The organism is Natranaeroarchaeum sulfidigenes (assembly GCF_017094485.1).
GTDB lineage: Archaea > Halobacteriota > Halobacteria > Halobacteriales > Natronoarchaeaceae > Natranaeroarchaeum > Natranaeroarchaeum sulfidigenes.
Genome location: NZ_CP064786.1, coordinates 1,048,354 through 1,066,986, shown reverse-complemented (window position 1 = coordinate 1,066,986; position 18,633 = coordinate 1,048,354). Strand labels below are relative to the sequence as shown.

Sequence of the window (18,633 nt, the reverse complement as noted above, 5' to 3'; positions counted from 1 at the left end):
CGAACCCTATTGCTCCAGAACCTCGACGAGGTTCTTCTCCGGATCCCGGAGGAAACAGATCCGCGTCCCGCTCTCGGTCGTCTGCGGCTCGCTGATCGTCTCGACATCCTCGGGAAGGGCCTCGTAGAATGCGTCGATATCATCTACGTCGAGTCCGAGATGAATCGCGCCAGGGCGATTGAGGGACGGCTCCTCGATATCCGCCCCTTCTGGATCGTACTCGACGAGTTCAATGCGGGTTCCATCGCCATCCAGGTGGGCAAAGGAGCCAGTAGCATTTTCGACGCCGACGCCAGTCGCGAACGCCTCCCCGGAGACGGAAAATCGGGTGATGACATCCAGTCCTAGCACGTCCCGGTAGAACGGCAGGACCTCTTCGAGCGACGAGACGGTGATGCCGACATGGTGTGCGGTTGCGGGCATACCCAAAGGAGCGCCTGCCGGTCGCAAAAGCCCATCGGAGCAAGCGAGTGAGGTCTGCGATCCGGGCTACACTTCCGCGGCCCAGAGCCGGTAGTCCGCCTCGCGCTCGTAGACCTGTCGGAAGACGTCCTCGACGAACTGTGCGATCCGCTCGTCGTCGGTTCGGGCAAGCACGCGCGCGTTCGTTCCTTCAGCTTCCTCGGGACGGACGAGCTCGTCGACGCTGAACGCACCGTACGAATCGAGCAGGGACTTGAGTCGATCGAGTTCGGCGTCGGTGCAATCGAGGTTCAGCGTGTGATCGGAAAGCTGTACCCACGGTGGGACGGCATCCTCGCCCGCGTTGTCGGGAAGCTCCGCTTCGAGTGTGAGGAACGGACTCGCCCGCTCGCGGTGTGCGGCGATAGCGTCCTCGGCGAGCGCTCGGCGTTCTTCGGTGGTCTCGGCGTCGAATCGGGTCATGGTCGTAGGTTTTCGCCCTGCGCTCAAAGTCGGACCGGTTTCTTCAAAGCTTTAACTCGGGAGGCTAACCTCCCAGTATGGCCAGTCCAAACGTACTGCTACTCGGAGCCCCCGGAGCAGGGAAAGGCACACAGAGCGCACGCATCAGCGAGCAGTTCGACGTCGAGCACGTCACTACGGGTGACGCGCTGCGCGCGAACAAGGGGATGGATATCAGCCATCTCGATACGGAGTACGACACGCCCGGCGAGTACATGGATCAGGGCGAACTCGTCCCCGACGAAGTCGTCAACGAGATCGTCAAGACGGCACTCCAGGAAGCGGACGGCTACGTCCTCGACGGCTATCCGCGCAATCTCGATCAGGCCGAGTATCTCGACGAGATCACCGATCTCGACGCCGTTTTGCTGCTCGACGTCGGCACCGAGGAGCTACTTCGCAGACTGACCGGTCGTCGTGTCGACCCAGAGACCGGCGACACCTACCATACCGAATTCGACATGCCGGACGACGAGGAGGTCCGGGAGCGGCTCGTCCAGCGCGAGGACGACACGGAGGAGACGGCTCGCGAACGGCTGAGCGTCTTCGAGGAGAACACCCAGCCGGTAGTCGATCACTTCGAGACGGAAGGAACGCTGGTCCGGATCGACGGCGAACAGTCCCCCGACGAGGTCTGGGCGGACGTCGAAGCTGCGATCGAGAACGCGGTCTAGAGAGCTCTGTTTCGCGTCGAACGCGAGGCCCGTACGGCCAACTGGATCACAACTGTTGAATACCCCGCCCCGCCTAGTTGCGAGCAAATGGTTCGGACAGCGGAGAAAGTAGAGTCTCTCGTCGAGGAAGACGAGAGCTTCGCGGACGCGATCACGGCGATCAAATCCGTCGCCGACGAGAACGGCGGCCACGTCGAGTGGACCGACGTCGAGAACGAGGTCACCAGCGGCCAGTGGGGTCGTCTGATCGAAAAGGGTGTTCTCCGGAGTAGTGACGACGGGTTCGAGTTCTCCGACCCCGACGGCGTCGAGGATGTCATCGATGAAGATGGCGGCGTCACGTTCCCGGATCCGGACACTCCCGAAATCGAGGAGGAAAGCTCCTGGACACAGTGGGACAAGATGGCCGGTCTGGCAACGATCGCGATGATGGTCGGCTACTACTTCGATCCCGTACGAGACATTATCGGTGGGACGATCAACCTCTTTCTGGGCCCGATCGACGCCGTGTTGCCGTTCTATGCAGTGATCCTGATCGCTGCGATGCTGACCGGGATGTACTCGACGCTGCTGCAGGCCAACCTGATGGACATGGAGAAGATGTCCAAGTACCAGGAACAGATGAAGGCCCTGCAGGACCGTCGTGAGGAGGCCAAAGAGCGCGGTGACGACGAGGCACTCGAACGCATTCAGGAAGAACAGATGGAGGCGATGGGCGACCAGATCGGGATGTTTAAAGAGCAGTTCCGGCCGATGGTCTGGATCATGGTCCTTACCATCCCGATCTTCCTGTGGATCTACTGGGCGGTCAACGCAGGGCAGCTCACGGCGGCCGAGGAAACGATGGTCATGCCCTTCGCTGGCGAAGTGACGCTCGCTTCGGGAATCGTCGGGCCCATGCAGTCCTGGATCGTCTGGTACTTCCTGTGCTCGCTCGGGTTCACCCAGTTGATCCGGAAGGCGCTGAATATCAACACGACGCCGTCCTGATCGTCCGGCGGAACCGACCCAAGTTCAAAACCTCTTTTACCGGCAGTCACCGAGATGGCATATGTTACTAACAGTCTCCGGCCCGCCGGGCAGCGGGAAGAGCACTACTGCGGCGGCGCTGGCCGACGAGTTCGGCATCGAGCACGTGAGCGGCGGCGATATCTTCCGCTCGCTGGCAGAAGAGCGGGACTACTCACTCGCCCAATTCAATGAACTCGCGGAGGAAGACGACCAGATTGATCGGGATCTCGACCGACGACTCCAGACGATCGCTCGCGAACGCGACGACATCGTGCTCGAATCTCGACTGTCGGGCTGGCTTGCTGCCGACGAGGCCGATGTCCGGATCTGGCTCGACGCACCACTCCATGTTCGTGCTGCCCGGATCGCCGACCGTGAGGACAAATCGGTCGACCAGGCCAAACGCGAGACTGAAGAACGGGAGGCAAGCGAGCGCGACCGGTATCTCGACTACTACGATATCGACATCGCCGATCTATCGATCTACGACCTGAGTATCAACACCGCTCGCTGGGACGAGGCGACGGTGTTCGACCTCCTCGTCGAATCCGTCGAGGGGTATGACGCCGCGAGCGACGAAGGCAAGCTACAAATCACCGCCGACTACGAGTTCTAACCCATGCGTGGCCCGCCAGCGGAACGATCGCCCGCCGAGTTACTTAGCTTCGGCGTCATTAATCTCGATAAACCCCCTGGCCCCTCCGCACATCAGGTGACGGGCGACCTCCGGGATGCGGTCGGCGAACACGTTCCGGAGGACGCGTACGCCGGTGAGTGGGGCGCGGCCCATTCCGGGACGCTCGATCCGAAGGTAACCGGCTGTCTGCCAGTCCTGCTCGGTGACGCGACCCGGCTCGCACAGGTGTTTCTCGAGGGAAGCAAGGAGTATGTCGCGGTCCTTGAGCTTCACGACGATCCGCCCAGCGATATCGAAGCGGTTGTGGCCGAATTCGAGGGACGGCTCTACCAGAAGCCGCCCAAAAAGAGCGCCGTCTCCCGTCGTCTGAGAGTTCGTGAGGTCTATGATCTCGATCTCCTTGAGGTGCGAGAACGGCAGGCACTCCTGCGGATCCGGTGTGAGAGCGGAACGTACATCCGCAAGCTCTGTCACGATATCGGCCTTGCGCTGGGAACCGGCGGACATATGGGCCATCTTCGCCGCACAGCCACCGACCCGTTCGACGACACGGATCTGCAGACTATGCACGATCTCGTCGACGCGCTTGCGGTACTCGACGATGGCGAGGAGGGTCCGCTACGGGATGTCGTCTCGCCAGCAGAACGCGCCCTCACTCACATTCCACGTGTAACGATTGCCCATTCTGCCGCTCAGGAAGTCGCCGAGGGGGCACCGGTGTACGCGCCGGGCGTGATCGATGTCGACGGTGTAGACGAGAACGTCACAGAGCCACTGGTCGCGTGTTACACGCCGGACGATGCGGCGGTCTGTCTCGGACGGCTGGTCGGTGATCCCGACACCGAACGCGGGACCGCGGTCGAACTCGAACGCGTTCTCGTTTGACCTCCCCGACGACTGAAGTCGTGGACTCTCTCCTGCGTCCTCGCGTAGGCGACAGGTTTCAGTACGTCGGGTCCTGAATTCCAGCATGATCAACCGTCCGACTGCGCTGTCGATGCGCTGGGAAGACGTGCTCTTCGCCCACTGGCCAGTCGATCCCGAGCTCGTCCAGTCGACACTCCCGGACGGCCTCGACGTCGACGAGTTCGAGGGACAGGCATATTTGAGCGTCGTTGCGTTCGTGATGAGTAACATCAGCCCGCGCGGTGTCCCGTTCGGGCTCTCGTTTCCCGAGCTGAACCTGCGTACCTACGTTACCCACGGGGATGGACCGCCGGGAATCTACTTCTACAACCTCGATGCGGACGACCGGATCGGCGTCCCGGTTGCCCGCACACTGTTCGGGCTCCCGTACTACAGAGCCGAGATGGACGTCGCTCGATTTCACGAGGGGATCCGATTCCGAAGTCGGCGAACTCACGACGGCGTTCCGCCTGCATCTTTCGACGCGACATACCGTCCGACTGGAGAACCGTATCAGCCAGAGCCGGGAACGCTGGAGGGATTCCTGACCGAACGCTACCGGTTCTACGCGGTTGGCCACGACCGACTGCCAGCGGTCGACCTCGGCGGTGATCAACTGTACGCCGGGGATATTGCACACGACCCCTGGACGCTGCGCGATGCCGACGTCGAGATCGATCGAAACGACCTGTTCGAGGCCGCCGGGTTCGACGTTCCGGAAAGCGAGCCGATCTACCAGTACGGTCCCGAAATCGACGTTACAGCCGGTCGAGTGCGGCGGCTGTAAGGGATCGGGAGACTCTTGGCATGACCGAACTCACTGCAAGCTATGAACACGCTGTGGATCATGAGCTACAACGTCCGGTACGATACGTCGGAGGATGGTGAGGATTCGTGGTCCGAGCGCCGGGACGGCGTCGCGGACATCGTCCGTACGCGCCGTCCAGATCTCGTGGGGTTCCAGGAGGCGCTCCCCCACCAACTCGCCGACCTCCGTGATCGGCTTCCGGAGTACGAGATCCTCGGTCAGGGACGACGGGCGGACGGTGGCGGCGAGCACACGCCAATCGGATTCAGGCGTGATCGATTCTCGCTACTGGATCGAGAGACGTTCTGGCTCTCCGAGACGCCCGATCAGCCCGGTAGCGTCGGCTGGGACGCCGAACTGCCCCGGATCGCGACCCGTTTCTGGTTACGCGATGAGGTGGCCGGAGAGACACTCACCCACTGTAACACGCATCTCGACCACGCGGGAGAGCAGGCGCGACGTGAAGCAGCAGCGCTGCTCGTACGTGAACTCGACAGCGACGGGCCGACGATTCTGACCGGCGATTGGAATTGTGAACCTGACTCTCCGCCGCATCGACTACTCGCAGACTCCCCGTTGCGTGACGCTCGTGCCGTGAGTACCACGCCACCGTTCGGCCCCCCGACCACCCGGACCGACTTCGAATCGCTGCACGACGAGTGGATTATCGATCACGTCTTCGTCGACACTGCGTTCTCCGTTCGACAGTCTGGCACCTGCTCGGAAACGGATCAACGACAGCGTTACCCGTCAGATCATCTTCCGGTACTCGCAGAGCTACAATACGGCAACCATTGATTACCACTCTTTGCAGTCAGTACAGACGAGTTGGCCGGCACTGGTCCAACGACGCGCGACCGTTTCCTTGCACTCCGCACAGTACCCGCCGTCACCGCTCCACGTGAATGTGACTGTTAGCGTGTCTCCGACCGCGTCCGTCGACTGCTGGTCCGTTTCGTCCTCGGGAGACGCCTGCGACTGATCGTCAGCCATCTCCGTGAATTCGGTCAGCGACGAGTCTTCTGGCACAGGAACTGCTATTCGGTGATACTACAAATTCGTTTCGCGGCTTTGCGATCATATCTGGACACCTACGTCTTTGCACGGGTCCGCGGTCTGTCGTCGTGATAGTCTCGACGCCGACGGGAGTCCCCGGTAAAGACACAAATGCCCGTTTGCGTCTACGGTACGAATATACTACTACACCCTCACGGTACAGGTATGAACCGACGTTCGTTTTTGGCTTCGGCCGGAGTTCTTGCATCCATGTCGGGCTGTCTAGAGTCCGATGGACGAGAACAGGGAGACGGGAACGACCCACAGTCGGATGACGACGCAAATTCCAGCGACGAGGACTCCCAGGAAGATATGTATCCACTCATCGAACCGGACCCACTCGACGGTATCGACCCGCTCGCCTACGACGTTTCGATCACGTCGGAAGCGACAGCGGACTCCCCGCTAATCATCGATGTTGCACTGACGAACACCGGCGAAGAAACCATCACGTATGGTGAACGTCGGGATGCGATGTTCTGGACGGCTGGGGGTGATGACGACTTCTCACTGTATCCGAAGGGCAGCGTCGAGGACCAGTACGAGTATGACGACGGCGTCTGGTGGCTTCCGGATGGGTTCGCAACGACGATGGACTATCAAACGGCGACGATCGAACCGGACGAGACACACACGGAAACGCTCGCGCTACTGCACGACTCCGTCGATGATGCCGAGGAGCTCCGAGCGCTCCCACCGAGTCTCTACTTCGGCGTCGAGTTCGGGTATTCCGCAGACGAAGACGATACGATGCCAAACGGGACGGATATCTCCTGGGGGTTCCACCTCCGTCTCGACGAGGAGTAGGTAATTTTTCAAGCCTGGTTGCCGACGCGGCGAACCGCTTCGAGATATCAGTTGCTACGTTCCTGAACTCTCACAAAATCGGGGGGCGCTCGGATGTGAACCGAAGCCAGACGTGCTCGCTTCCTGTGCGCGACTGGCAGGATTCAAATCAAATCCAGCGGATTTGAACCACGCGAACAGCGTCGCTACGCTTGCTGGCCTCTACTTCAAACCCTCACTGGTTAGATTGCTGTCGCTCACGGAAATGTTCACGACAGCAATATGGGGCCGCTCGGATTTGAACCGGACCAAGACTCGCTTCGCTCGTCTTGTAGGATTCAAATCCTGCGGGTACACTATTCGCTCGTCACGTTCGTTCCTCGCAGAATTGATGGGGCCGCTCGGATTTGAACCGAGGTGGCGAGCACCCAAGGCTCGAAGGATACCAAGCTACCCCACGGCCCCGTATATGGGGATTCGAGTGGCTGTATGTAAAGGGTTTCGTTCTCCGTGTGCACCGTGCTGTGTAGAGACACACCACCTGATCAGTTGGCCGCCAGCCCTCGCCAACTCCGCCTAGCCCGCTTGCCCGAATTCGCGACAACCGTTCTATACCATGCAATAATACTTATCAACTACGAGGCTGCAATAGATGTGGTATGGCTATCCGGAACGGCTCGGTCCTCACCGATTTCAACGCAACAGCCGCACTTCGAGCAGTCGAGGACCGGGTCGGTGACGACATTTTCGTCTGTGGTGAGTTCACTCCGGACGACTTCCATATTCTGTACGTCAGCGATAGAGCACTCGACCAATACGACAGCGAGACGGATGTCTGGGTCGTGGGTGACGTCATTCACGAGTACATGAACGTCGACTTCCTCGAACGGGAGCTGTTCAACGAACTGTACCCCCAGGTCACCGAGACGAACGCCTTCGTTACGTACACTGATTATGCAGCAATCATACGGGTGCTCCAGAGGGAGGAAGGGTTCTATCTCTCGGTCGATCCGCAGGCACCGGTTTCGGAGATCGTCAATGAATTGACGGCGATACTCGACCAGTAAGGCTACTCGTCAGGCTCGGTACTATCGAGCTCGTCCAACTGTTCGGCAATATCGTCGTCGGTCGCTTCCGAACTCGAAGCACCTCGGCGCTGTGTACTGTCTTCCTGTGTGCGTGGTTGATCGTTCAGGCGCGCTGCGATGTCATCATCAGAGGCCTGTGACGAGCCCGATGTCGCCGGGATGCCGTCACTGAGGGATGGCTCAGTGTCGTCCGTCTCGTCTTCGAGGTTCGACTCGTCGAGTAGCTCTCCTGGATCGTTCGGATCGACGACCTGGTCGAACAGCGACGAGACCGTGGAAATAAGTTGCTCGTCGTGGCTGTCGGGGTCGATATGGAAATGCGAGACGGTATCCACACCGTCGAGCCGTTCGAGGAGCGTGTGCAGAAACTGAAATACGACTTCTGGATCGGAGTGTTCCAGAAGTCGTGTGATCGAATCAAAGCACAGGACGATCCGGTGATCGCTCGTCGACCATGTCTCACAGAACTTGCTCACGGACGTTCCAATCCCGGTTAGATTGCCGGGATCCTCGACGATATCGGAAGCTACTGGTGCATCGAAGTCCGGACTCGACGACTCTGCAGACCGTAGAACGTCGCCGACGGTGATCTGTCCGTGTTTGTTCGGTTGCCGACCAGTTGTCCCCGTATCGAGACGGGGTCGATCAGTTATGTCCACGGGGAAACTCACACGTATCTCGGCTCTGCTGGCCGCCGGACCAACATCCAGAAGTGTGTCACAGCACTCTTCAGTTACCGATCCAGAAACACCTAGCAGTAATACCGACCCACCCTCGATTACGTCGATCGTCTCATCGCTCATTTCTCGTTTACTCCTGTGCTCTGACTGGCTCAAAGCCGTCTCTAACGTAACTGTATCTTCTCACACAACTGTTAATACTTTTGTGTCAGTCTCTCCACACCGGCAATGGAAAATTAGCCGCGGCGTGAGGTAGGTATGTTCTGTCTTGCCGAGGAGATCGTCGGAAATATCGATCCTCCGCCCGTTGTATTCATACAGAGACTCCTCGGAAAACCACGGCTATAGCCGTTGGAGGTACGCGTCACTTGGGAATCGAACCATGTATCTGGGAACTGACAACGGTGAGTATATAAAAACACTCGGCTGACTCGTTCACTCGATCTGGGGCGTGGCGTGATCGGCTATCGGAACAGTGCGAGCAGGTAGATCGCGATAGCGACGAGAACGATCATCGCGCCGGTCGCGATGTTCCACTGGTAGGAAAGTGCCACACCGCCGAGCACTGCGATCTCGCCGATTAGCACTGAGAGCCACATCAATCGCGTAAAGGAGTCAGTCAGTTGCATCGCCGCAGCCACGGGCACGACGAGCATTGCGGCGACGAGGATCGCGCCGAGAATCTGAATCGCGGCGACGACGACCAGTGCGGTGAGCACGATCAGGAGCGTATCGAAGAAATCAACGTTGATCCGCGAAAGTGTAGCGGCTTCACGGTCGAACGTAATGTATAGGAGCTGTTTGTGAGTGACGGTGACGACACCGATCACCGCCAGCGAAATTGCAGCCATCAACTGGACGTTGTGGAACTGCACCGTGAGGATGTTGCCGAAGAGATAGCTGTTGATAGTCGCGCCGAAGCCGTAGCCTCGCGAGATGATGGCGATACCGAGGGCGAAACTACCGACGAGCAGGATGGCAATCGGCACGTCGCCGTAGGCATCGGTGTGGCTTGCGAGATACTGCAGTCCGAGTGCGGCGATGGCGGCGACGATCAGCGCAACTACGAGTGGATAGTTCAGCCATTCAATGGTGCTGCCGATCACGAGGCCGATAGCGACCCCGGCGAAGGCAGTGTGGGCAAGTGCCTCGCCGATCAGTGCCATCTGTCTGTTGACGAGATAGACGCCGATGAGCGGCCCGGCGATGCCGATGAAGACGCCGGTTGTCAGCCCACGCTGGAGGAACGGGTTACAGAGCATTCCGGTACCCAGGGCAGTACCGACGCCGCAAGCACCCGACCAGAGCCCGCTCCCTGACCAGAACAGATCGAACAGCGTCGGGAACAGTACCGCGACGAACAGGTAGATCGAGACAAGCCCGCCTACGACTAGCCCTGACTGCACGTCCCGTCGGTTCAGATCGAGGCGACGAAGCGGATTCATGAGAGGGCAGTGACGGCTTTCCCGGCGGTGCCGAACGTTTCGAGCAGTGCATCACTGTTGAGGAAGGCATCGACATCGCCGTCGTAGTAGAGCTCACGGTTGATACAGACGACCCGGTCGACGTGTTCGGCAACCACGCCGATATCGTGTTCGATCAGCAGGATCGTGATCCCCTGGTCGTTGAGATCGTCGAGTAGATCGTAGAACGCCTCGCGGGATTCGGCGTCGACGCCGACTGTCGGTTCGTCGAGAGCGAGCAGATCCGCTTCGGCGGCGATCGCCCGTGCAATATATGCGCGCTGTTGCTGTCCGCCCGAAAGGCGACCGATACGGCGATCCGCGAGGTCCGTGATCCCCACCTGTTCGAGTGCCTCCTCGACGAGCGCCTCGTCCTCGTCGGACAGGGCGTTCAGACCGACGTGTGGATACCGACCCATTCGGACGACCTCACGGACCGTTACCGGCATAGAGTTTGCAACCTCGGTGGAGGCTTGCGAGACGTAGCCGAGTCGTTTACCGTCCTCAAACTCGTCGACCGGCTGGTCGAACAGCCGGACGGTTCCGGTGTCGGGCGAGAGCGAACCGAGCATGAGTTTCAGCAGCGTTGTCTTGCCGCTCCCGTTCGGTCCGACAAGTCCGAGGAACTCGCCTTCCTGTACGTTCAACGAGATGTTCTCGACGACGAGCTGGTCGTCGTAGGCGAACGAGACGTTTTCGGCGTCAATAACCGGTCTCATCGATTACTCCTCCGGTACTTCCAGTGCGCGTTCGAGGGTCGCAAGGTTGATATCGAGCATGTGTTCGACATATCCCATCCCATCCGCCAGTTGCTCTTCGGTGGTCGCCTCGATGGGCGAGAGCGGAAGCGTCTCGGCGCCCGTCTGCTCGGCGATGCTCACCGCGTAGTCGTCCGGTTCGTACTTGTCGTAGAGCACGTAGTTCAGGTCGTGGTCCTCGATGATGCCGGTAATCTCCTCCATCTCCTGGGGCGTCGGCTCCCCGTCCGGCGAGATCCCGACAGGCGAGTGGACCTCGATGTCGTACCGTTCGCGCCAGTACTCGAAGGAGTTGTGACTGCCGACGACGATACGATCGCGCTCCCGCCGATCCATCACAGCCTCGTACTGTTCGTGAACGTCGTCGAGTCGCTCGATGAACGCCGCGGCGTTCTCCTCGTAGGCATCGGCGTTATCGGGATCTGCCTCGGCGAAGCCATCGTGGATGTTCTCGACGGCTTCCTGTGCAAGGGTCGGATCCATCCAGAAGTGCGGGTCGATATCGCGACCCTGTTCGCCTTCGATGTGGTCGATCCCGTCGGCGGCGTCGATAACCGTTACGTCGGGGTAGTCCTGGGGCAGGGCCCCGGCCACGTTGTCCGACCAGCTCCGAAACCCGTCGATATAGACGAAGGCATCGGACTCGGCGACATCCTCGATAATACCGGGGTTTGGTTCCCAGTCGTCGCCGTGTGCTCCTGCCGGTACCAGATCTTCGATCCGCAGCTGGTCTCCGGCCACGTTGCGTGAAAGATCGTACAGCATGAAAAACGAGCCCGCGACTGCCGAAAGCTCGGTATTGCCCGGCTGCTCGTCCGCTTCGAGACAGCCAGCAACTCCGAGTCCAGCCACACTGGCACCAGCCGCCAACATTGACCGTCGTGAGATACGACTGTCATCGCTTGGAATTGCCATCGCATAAATTTAGACGTGGCTAATATAATAAGACTTGTTGTCTAAACAATTAGACTGCATCTAATCAATCCTCCTCATGGTAGTGATCGGCAGTCACGATATAATATCCCAGCGCGCCGCCCCCGATCAGTTTGTAGATGTCGTACGACGCCCGATAGAGAGCCAGCTCCCGATCATCCCCACCACCAAACAGCCCCCGAAGGCGCTGGATGGGATAGTTTACGAAGCCGGTGATACCCCGTCTGCGGACTGACGGTCGGACAGCCTCGGTGACATCCCGGATCGAGACGTTCTCGAATCCTGTGTCGGCGAGAGCAGCCTCGAATACGTCGATCCGCGTCACATCCACGCCAAAGCCGTCATCGACACGCCCGAGACGATTCGCTTCCCTGTCGTCGAGATTGCGAGAGCGCTGAAACAGGTCGCCAACCACGAGCCGACCGCCGGGAGCAAGTACCCGATGAATCTGTTCAAGCACCGTGTCGTCCGCTCGTGAATGACAGAACGCTTCGAGCCCCCAGACGACATCGATTGATTCGTTCTCGACGGTTGATAGCTCGTAAAAGTCGTCCGTCCGGAACATCACCGAATCCATAACATCACTGTCGCGAGCATACTCCCGTGCGGCCTCTAGCAGTCCATCGTTGACGTCGATCCCGACGACCTCGGCCCCACGCTCGGCCGCAATCCAGATCGACGCCGCGCCCGCACCGCACCCCAGATCTAGCACACGATCGTCGGGACCGATCTCCGCGAGCGTGGCGAGGACGCGGGTCGTGTTTTCCACTGCGCTCGCAGGGTCGTCGTGGTCGTCGTCGTGGTAGCCGTAGTGGAGGCCCCGATGGCCCTGCTCGTCCCACATCCGCTCGTGGGAGTCCTGTAGTTCGTCGTACACTCCCGAGACGGCGTCGCTATCGCGCTCTCCCATCGTGTTGGTAAAAGTGACAGAGGCTTGTGAACGTTGGCAAGGACGATCGGGTCTCCTGACGGGTGAGCGTCATCGCCGTCACCGTCGATGTATGACGTATCCCGGTGTGAGTCTTCCCTGTGCCGTCAGTATGTAACTCTGTAACTAATGATACAATGTTACATTGTGTACGTACGTCGACAGAACAGCCGAGAGACAGAAGCATGACACCCGTCTGACAAGGTCTTATGTTGCTGACCAACATGGTACGTGAACACATGTCGTACGATCGACCAACAGGGAGTGTCACTGGTCCAGGGGAGTGGCAGTGGAATCAAAAAAACGGGGGACAAGAGAGGGAGAAGACTCCAGCGGAGTCCCCAACTGGGAACCGCAGGTTGGGGGCTCAGTGCAGTGAACAAGACCGCCCCGTGAAACGCGATGTCGAGTCACTGCAAACCGAACTGAAACGAAAAGAGCGCCACCTGAAGCAAGTCACCGAGCAGTACGAACGGTTGTTGAGCGAAAAGAACCGGAAACTGTCACGAGAGCGTTCCGGGGAGACGAACGAGAGATGGCTCCTCTCGGGAGTCGTGCGCTATCTCAGAGATCGCTGAGCCGTCAGGAGTACTCCTCCTGTTCGGCAACCGGAATCCGGGTTCCGTCGGCTTCAGCGACAACCCGGACTGTGCCGTCGTCGTCTTCGGTGGCGAACTGGACGCCGTCTATCGTCGTCGACTCGTCGGGCTCCGGAATCGGGGCCTCACCAGCCGATTCCCCGTCCTCGATGAGTCGAACCTGGAACCCGTCATCGGCCGGTACGACGTCGACGGTTCGCCCGTCGACCCGGACGTCTGCCCGAACCGGCTCGGAGGTGAACGATCGCGTGGTCTCGCCGTCGTGGGTAAGATCGACCGCGTACGCGGTGTCGTTGCCAGCAACAATCCAGCCACTTCGCTCGGCGTGGACGGTCTCGTGCCAGCCCAGCCCACCGACGACAACAGTATCGCTCCCCTCGAACTCCAGCACCTCCTCGCGGACGCCGACGGTCCATAGTTCGCGCTCGTCGCTGACGACGATCACACCGGTCTGCTCGCCAGCCAGCACGTCTTCCTCGCCGAGATCGATCACCGGCACCTGGCCGCTGGCCGCATCCTGTTCGTAGGTGACGGTGTAGTCCTCGATCTCGACGCCACCGTCACCCGGAACGGCGTCGTCGCCGACCGTCGTGAGGCTGATCGGGATGCTGGGGAGCGCGACGAGCAGGGTCAGTACTGCAAGGCAGACGATCGCAGCCTGTCGACGCGAGACCGGGCCCGCAAACCACCGGTCCGGTACCAGGGGCGGAACTGCTGGGATCGCCAGTAGCCCACCGAGCACGAGCGTGGCCGCGATCGCAACACCGACGAACTCGTCGGCGACGACCGCCCCCGCGATACTGAGACTCGCAAGCAGCACGAGCAGCCCGAGCCATACCACAGCAAGCTGGCGGCGCGACGGCGCTCTGGGGAGGGCAGCCAGCGGCCGCCGATTCAACAGCGGTCGCTCGCTTCCCGTGACAGCGATCGTGACGAGCATCGTCAACAGGAGGACGAACGTGACGCCAGCACCGCGATAGAGGACGTAGACGTCCTCCCCACCTGACCAGGCGACCAGCCAGAGCGACTGCGCCATCCCGACGACAATCATCGCAAGGAAGACCCGCTCGGTGGACGGTCGCCGACCGCGGTAGTGCAACAGCGCGATCGCCAGCAGGACGCCGAGCAGGAAGCCGAAGAGGTGGGCCTGAAACGCGATCCCGGCCCACCCCGGCGGCGCGGGGGGTCCGACCTCGACGGCCTCGCGGACCACCGGCTCACTCAGCGCGCTGTACAGCGTTCCCAGTGCGGAGCTCACGACGACGGCGACCACTGTGGACAGGGGATGAGTGATGAGTGCAAAGCCGAACAGCGCGAAGACGGCTCCCGAAAAGCCCAGCCCCGGGCCCAGCGAGAACACTGCCGTGACGAAGGCGACGGACAGCAACGCGAGCGGAAAGACCACGACTGCGCGAAAGAGTGGTCTGGTGAGCAGCCCGTCGCTGTCCTGACCGCCGCCGGTCCGACCGCGCCGCGGGGGGTAATGGCTCCATGCGTACTCCACGATCGGCGCGACCGCGAGCGTCCCGGCCATGTTCGAGACCAGATGCTGGGGGCCACTGTGTGCGATCCCAGAGGTGAGTATCCCGGTGGGATACAGGTACGACCAGGTGATATAGGGAAACGTCAGCGGGTCGTCCCACTGGCGTGCGCCGGCCTGCGCCAGCAGGTAAAACGCAACGACGATCGTGACGGTGACAAGCGTCCCCCAGGGAACGCCGTACACGAACCGATCCTCCAGCCGAGTGCGCCAGCGACCACGCCCCTCGTAGTACCAGACGAAACTGAGGGCGAGCGCCAGCGTCGCAGCGAGGACTACCTGCGTGGGCGAGACGGGCATCGAAGTTGCATACACACCCCACGGTCACAAATATTCGGTTCCGCTGGTACGTTTTCGCGGGGCGAACAGGGTTCGCGGACCCGATCACGATGGTTTTAGGCAACTGCCGCCGCAATATCCGATATGACAGTGGTAGGCTACCTGTCGGTCGCACCGGTGATCGAGGACAGCATGGCAAGCGAAGTCGCGAAAGCAGTCGACGCTCTGGAGGAGTTCGACGTCGAGTACGAGACCAACCCGATGGGCACCGTGATCGAGACCGAGGAGATCGGCGAGCTATTCGCTGCCGCACAGGCCGCCCACGAGGCGGTCGACGGCGATCGCGTGAGCACGGTGCTGAAGATCGACCACAAACGGACCGCAGAGACGACCGCCGCGGACAAGGTTACCTCCGTCGAGGAGCATCTCGGCCGGGACGCCAGTAGCGCGCAGTAAGCGTCCGAAAGGGCTTCCATTCAGGAGGCCGTACGTCGGCCCATGACACGACACGAGTTCACTGTCGAGGGAATGTCCTGTGGGGGCTGCGAGCAGAACGTTGCGGACGCGCTAACGGAACTTGACGATGTCGAAAGCGTCGAAGCGGATCACGAGGGCAACCGTGTCACCGTCTCGCTCGCCGAAGACGTCCCCGAAGGAAACCTGACTGCGGCGATCGAAGCGGCGGGCTACGACGTCGTCAGCTGACTCGCCAGTCCGGCCACTGTTTTCGGCAGGTCTCGCGCAGGGATAGCCATGGGCAACCGAGCCTGCTACCGCGAGTTCTGTCCCGATTGTGAGCTACAGGCCAGCGCGGTCTGGAGAACTGTCCCGACTGTGGACGCGCGCTCGACCTGACGTGAGCGTGGTATACCAACAGGTAAAACCGAGGACGAACAACGACGCGGCATGGAGAGTCTCAATCGCATGGCGATCGAGCTGGTCGACGAGGCCCTCGACTTCGCCGAGGAACTCGATATCGGAGCCTTCGAACTGGACAACGAGGCTACAGTCCTCGATTTCGGCGTCGAGTTCGACGGCGGAATCGAGTCCGGTCTGTTGCTCGCAGAGATCCAGACCGCCGGGCTCGCGACGGTCCAGACGCGGATGGACGAGGTCGGCGGCGCGCCGATCCCGCACGTGGAACTATCGACCGACCATCCCGCACTCGCACTGTTGTGTGCACAGAAAGCGGGCTGGGAAGTCACGACCGAGAGCTTCGAGGGGCTTGGAAGCGGCCCGGCCCGCGCGCTCGTCGCCGAAGAAAGCGAGTTCGCACGTACCGGGTATCACGACGCCTTCGACCTCACCGTGCTGGCGATCGAGAGCGACCAGTTGCCCGACGAGAGCGTCGCCGAACAGGTCGCCGACATGGCCGACGTGGAGCCAAGCGGCGTCTTCCTGCCCGTCTTCCCGAGCGCCAGCATTGCGGGCAGTGTGACGATGGCCGCCAGGGCCGCCGAACTCGCCGCCTTCCGGCTCTCGGAGCTAGGATACGATCCGCTCGATCTCGTCTCGGCCACCGCAAGCGCACCGATTGCACCGATCGCCGGGGACGAACAGACTGCCATGGCCCGCACCAACGATGCCCTGGCCTACGGCGGACAGGTCCATCTCACGGTTCGCGAGGAGTTCGATCGCTTCGATGAGATCGCCTCGACCGCTACCGAGGTATACGGTCAGCCCTTTGCCGAGATCTTTGATGAGGCCGACTGGGACTTCTACGAGGTCGACGATGGCGTCTTCGCGCCCGCGCAGGTGACCGTGGACGTGATCGGCGGTCCGACGACGGTCTACGGCGAGACCAGCGAGGAGCTGCTCGTTGAGAGCTTCGAGTTGTAACCGTGAGCGGGGACGCTCGATTCAAGCCGGTTCCACCAGCGCCGGAATCGCTCGACCGGCTTCATGAAGCTCGGGCGGCGGTTCCACTCGTCCCCAGTGGTAGCGAGGACTGCTGTGCCCGTGTCGCTCGGGCGCTGGGACTGGCCGACCGCGGCACGGGGGAAACGTGGCTCGTCTTTTTGCGCGCGCTCTCGCTCGTCGAGGCGGGTGACCGGGGGTACCACAGAACGCGCGAGGACGTGGAGATTGCTGCACTCCGAGCGCGGTTCCGAGAACGCGTCGTCGGGGCCGACGATGTACTCTCGGCTGTCGAAGACGCCGACGAACCGCTGGGGGTCGATCGGATCTTCGAGCGGGTCAGCGAAACCGTCCCGGCGTGGGAGCGACGACGGCACGACGACTGGGAGGCGGTCTGGCGTGATCGGACCGGGCGGCTACTGGGGTGGGCGACACTGTTCGAGTTACTAGAGGAGACGGATGGCCGATACTGTCCAGAAAGGAACTAGAGGACGACTGCGACGACCCCGAACAGAATGAGGACGCCGGTGATGTCACAGACGTTCGTGACCACCGGAATCGTCGTGTCGTCGGGATCGTGGCCGAGCCGGAACGATGCCCAGACCGCTCCGAGACTGACGACGACGACGAAAACCGCAAGAAGCATTCCGCTGATTACCGAGATGAGCATCACTTCCCAGAGCGCGAGCGTTCCCCCGAGGGCGCGGCCAATACCCCAGGCGCCCAGACCGAGCAGGACGAACACCGTCGCGGCGAGCCCTATCACAGCCCCGGCGTTTGAGCGGATCGCGCGGTTCTCGGGTGTGAACTCCAGCGTTCCGAGATGAAGCTGGGTAGAGAGCCGTGAGCACATGATCGAGCCGAGGTTTCCTGCCGTTCCGATCATGACCGGGACGAGGATCAGTAGTGACGGGTTCGCGAGCAACTGGTCCTCGAAGGTCTCCAGGACCGTACCTGAGACCATCTGGAGGATCGACAGGATTGCCAGTAGCGGCACCATCGTCGTCACGATTCCCCGTACCGTCCACTGATCGAGGATCACCTCCTCGTAGTACTCTGTCTCAAAGAACTCCTCTTCCGGGGAGCTCACAGTACCAGCCCAACGAGATAGACGCCAACGAGCAGAAAGGCAACGCCGAACACGTCGCCGACCGTCGTGACGACCGGCCCGATCACGTTGTCAGGGTCGAGACCACGCCGGTAGCCAATAAAGATCACTGATAGGAGCACGAGAAGCATCATAACGGCACTGAGAAAGCCAGCGATCACCATGATACCGACCAGCTCGAGGAGGCTACCGGAGCGTCCGAGACCGATCAAGACGGCGAATGCTACGACTGCTATAAACACCGAAACGACCATTCCATTGATGAAGGAGGCGACGATTGCGTTCGTGATGCGTTTATCGCGGCTGAAGTACGGCTCGATGAGTCCCTGATGGAGTCCACTCGACAGGCGTGCCCCGAGTGAGCCGTAGACACCGCCACGTGTGGCCAGAAATGCCGGGAGTAGTAACAGAAGTCCGGGAACGCTCTCGATCCCGTTTCGCATCGTATCGGTGCCGAGAATCGTTCCTGCGAACAGCCCAGCGACCAGACTGACGAGGATGACAGGAAGTGATTGCCGGTAAACGTCACCCACCGTTTCATGAGCCGACATCGTTTCGACAGGCACACCCGATCACCTTAAACCTGTATAGCTGGGGA

General features: G+C 60.8%; 23 protein-coding genes and 1 tRNA gene. 12 read left to right on the top strand and 12 right to left on the bottom strand.

The window, feature by feature from the left end:
* Nucleotides 1-6: 6 nt before the first annotated feature.
* Together AArcS_RS05595 and AArcS_RS05590 are read right to left on the bottom strand one after the other, a co-directional pair.
* On the bottom strand, nt 7-423 hold the full coding sequence (locus AArcS_RS05595; RefSeq protein ID WP_238479497.1) for a VOC family protein: 417 nt from the start codon (nt 421-423) through the stop codon (nt 7-9).
* Nucleotides 424-489: 66 nt separating this feature from the next.
* On the bottom strand, nt 490-885 hold the full coding sequence (locus tag AArcS_RS05590; protein WP_238479496.1) for a DUF7975 family protein: 396 nt from the start codon (nt 883-885) through the stop codon (nt 490-492).
* Between the two features lie 77 nt (nt 886-962).
* On the opposite strand from AArcS_RS05590, the gene AArcS_RS05585 reads away from it, so the two are divergent.
* From AArcS_RS05585 to AArcS_RS05560, 6 genes are all read left to right on the top strand, one after another.
* The gene (locus tag AArcS_RS05585; protein ID WP_238479495.1) at nt 963-1,598 is read left to right on the top strand and encodes an adenylate kinase; all 636 of its coding nucleotides are present in this window, start codon (nt 963-965) and stop codon (nt 1,596-1,598) included.
* A gap of 87 nt (nt 1,599-1,685) precedes the next feature.
* Nucleotides 1,686-2,588, top strand: a complete 903-nt coding sequence (locus tag AArcS_RS05580; protein WP_238479494.1) for a DUF106 domain-containing protein — start codon at nt 1,686-1,688, stop codon at nt 2,586-2,588.
* A 61-nt stretch (nt 2,589-2,649) separates the two neighbouring features.
* The gene (gene cmk, locus AArcS_RS05575) at nt 2,650-3,225 is read left to right on the top strand and encodes a (d)CMP kinase (protein WP_238479493.1); all 576 of its coding nucleotides are present in this window, start codon (nt 2,650-2,652) and stop codon (nt 3,223-3,225) included.
* 3 nt (nt 3,226-3,228) lie between these two features.
* The gene (locus AArcS_RS05570; protein ID WP_238479492.1) at nt 3,229-4,131 is read left to right on the top strand and encodes an RNA-guided pseudouridylation complex pseudouridine synthase subunit Cbf5; all 903 of its coding nucleotides are present in this window, start codon (nt 3,229-3,231) and stop codon (nt 4,129-4,131) included.
* An 85-nt stretch (nt 4,132-4,216) separates the two neighbouring features.
* Nucleotides 4,217-4,939 (top strand): YqjF family protein, encoded by a 723-nt coding sequence (locus AArcS_RS05565; protein WP_238479491.1) that lies wholly within the window; start codon nt 4,217-4,219, stop codon nt 4,937-4,939.
* A 42-nt stretch (nt 4,940-4,981) separates the two neighbouring features.
* The gene (locus AArcS_RS05560) at nt 4,982-5,758 is read left to right on the top strand and encodes an endonuclease/exonuclease/phosphatase family protein (RefSeq protein WP_238479490.1); all 777 of its coding nucleotides are present in this window, start codon (nt 4,982-4,984) and stop codon (nt 5,756-5,758) included.
* Here the strand turns inward: AArcS_RS05560 and AArcS_RS05555 are convergent, their stop codons facing one another.
* The gene (locus AArcS_RS05555) at nt 5,759-5,989 is read right to left on the bottom strand and encodes a DUF7573 domain-containing protein (RefSeq protein WP_238479489.1); all 231 of its coding nucleotides are present in this window, start codon (nt 5,987-5,989) and stop codon (nt 5,759-5,761) included.
* 237 nt (nt 5,990-6,226) lie between these two features.
* Here AArcS_RS05555 and AArcS_RS05550 point away from each other — a divergent pair, with 237 nt between their 5' ends.
* Complete coding sequence (locus AArcS_RS05550) at nt 6,227-6,823, top strand: hypothetical protein (protein WP_238479488.1); 597 nt, start codon at nt 6,227-6,229, stop codon at nt 6,821-6,823.
* Nucleotides 6,824-7,194: 371 nt separating this feature from the next.
* On the opposite strand, the gene AArcS_RS05545 is transcribed toward AArcS_RS05550, so the two are convergent.
* Nucleotides 7,195-7,267, bottom strand: a tRNA-Pro gene (locus tag AArcS_RS05545).
* Between the two features lie 194 nt (nt 7,268-7,461).
* Between AArcS_RS05545 and AArcS_RS05540 the strand changes: the two genes are divergently transcribed.
* Entirely contained in the window at nt 7,462-7,869 is a 408-nt protein-coding gene (locus AArcS_RS05540; RefSeq protein WP_238479487.1) for a DUF7522 family protein, read from the top strand.
* Nucleotides 7,870-7,871: 2 nt separating this feature from the next.
* Here the strand turns inward: AArcS_RS05540 and AArcS_RS05535 are convergent, their stop codons facing one another.
* The 6 genes from AArcS_RS05535 to AArcS_RS05510 form a co-directional block, all read right to left on the bottom strand.
* Nucleotides 7,872-8,693: a DUF7504 family protein gene (locus AArcS_RS05535; protein ID WP_238479486.1), complete on the bottom strand. Its 822-nt coding sequence runs from the start codon at nt 8,691-8,693 to the stop codon at nt 7,872-7,874.
* A 341-nt stretch (nt 8,694-9,034) separates the two neighbouring features.
* Entirely contained in the window at nt 9,035-10,015 is a 981-nt protein-coding gene (locus tag AArcS_RS05530) for a metal ABC transporter permease (protein ID WP_238479485.1), read from the bottom strand.
* Nucleotides 10,012-10,752, bottom strand: a complete 741-nt coding sequence (locus tag AArcS_RS05525) for a metal ABC transporter ATP-binding protein (protein WP_238479484.1) — start codon at nt 10,750-10,752, stop codon at nt 10,012-10,014. The genes AArcS_RS05530 and AArcS_RS05525 overlap by 4 nt, the downstream gene beginning before the upstream one ends.
* A gap of 3 nt (nt 10,753-10,755) precedes the next feature.
* Nucleotides 10,756-11,643 (bottom strand): metal ABC transporter substrate-binding protein, encoded by an 888-nt coding sequence (locus AArcS_RS05520; RefSeq protein ID WP_238479483.1) that lies wholly within the window; start codon nt 11,641-11,643, stop codon nt 10,756-10,758.
* Nucleotides 11,644-11,770: 127 nt separating this feature from the next.
* A complete protein-coding gene (locus AArcS_RS05515; RefSeq protein WP_238479482.1) occupies nt 11,771-12,634 on the bottom strand; it encodes an SAM-dependent methyltransferase in 864 nt (287 codons plus the stop codon).
* A gap of 600 nt (nt 12,635-13,234) precedes the next feature.
* Entirely contained in the window at nt 13,235-15,091 is a 1,857-nt protein-coding gene (locus tag AArcS_RS05510) for a rhomboid family intramembrane serine protease (protein WP_238479481.1), read from the bottom strand.
* A gap of 123 nt (nt 15,092-15,214) precedes the next feature.
* On the opposite strand from AArcS_RS05510, the gene AArcS_RS05505 reads away from it, so the two are divergent.
* From AArcS_RS05505 to AArcS_RS05490, 4 genes are all read left to right on the top strand, one after another.
* Entirely contained in the window at nt 15,215-15,526 is a 312-nt protein-coding gene (locus AArcS_RS05505) for an MTH1187 family thiamine-binding protein (RefSeq protein ID WP_238479480.1), read from the top strand.
* 42 nt (nt 15,527-15,568) lie between these two features.
* Nucleotides 15,569-15,775, top strand: a complete 207-nt coding sequence (locus tag AArcS_RS05500) for a heavy-metal-associated domain-containing protein (RefSeq protein ID WP_238479479.1) — start codon at nt 15,569-15,571, stop codon at nt 15,773-15,775.
* Nucleotides 15,776-15,976: 201 nt separating this feature from the next.
* On the top strand, nt 15,977-16,909 hold the full coding sequence (gene mch, locus AArcS_RS05495) for a methenyltetrahydromethanopterin cyclohydrolase (RefSeq protein WP_238479478.1): 933 nt from the start codon (nt 15,977-15,979) through the stop codon (nt 16,907-16,909).
* 2 nt (nt 16,910-16,911) lie between these two features.
* On the top strand, nt 16,912-17,415 hold the full coding sequence (locus AArcS_RS05490; RefSeq protein ID WP_238479477.1) for a double winged helix-containing putative transcriptional regulator: 504 nt from the start codon (nt 16,912-16,914) through the stop codon (nt 17,413-17,415).
* Here AArcS_RS05490 and AArcS_RS05485 read toward each other — a convergent pair.
* Nucleotides 17,412-17,927 carry a magnesium transporter gene (locus AArcS_RS05485; protein ID WP_238479980.1) on the bottom strand — a complete coding sequence of 172 codons (516 nt, stop codon included), beginning with the start codon at nt 17,925-17,927 and terminating at the stop codon, nt 17,412-17,414. The genes AArcS_RS05490 and AArcS_RS05485 overlap by 4 nt on opposite strands.
* An 86-nt stretch (nt 17,928-18,013) precedes the next feature.
* Nucleotides 18,014-18,586, bottom strand: a complete 573-nt coding sequence (locus tag AArcS_RS05480; RefSeq protein ID WP_238479476.1) for a magnesium transporter — start codon at nt 18,584-18,586, stop codon at nt 18,014-18,016.
* Between the last annotated feature and the right edge of the window lie 47 nt (nt 18,587-18,633).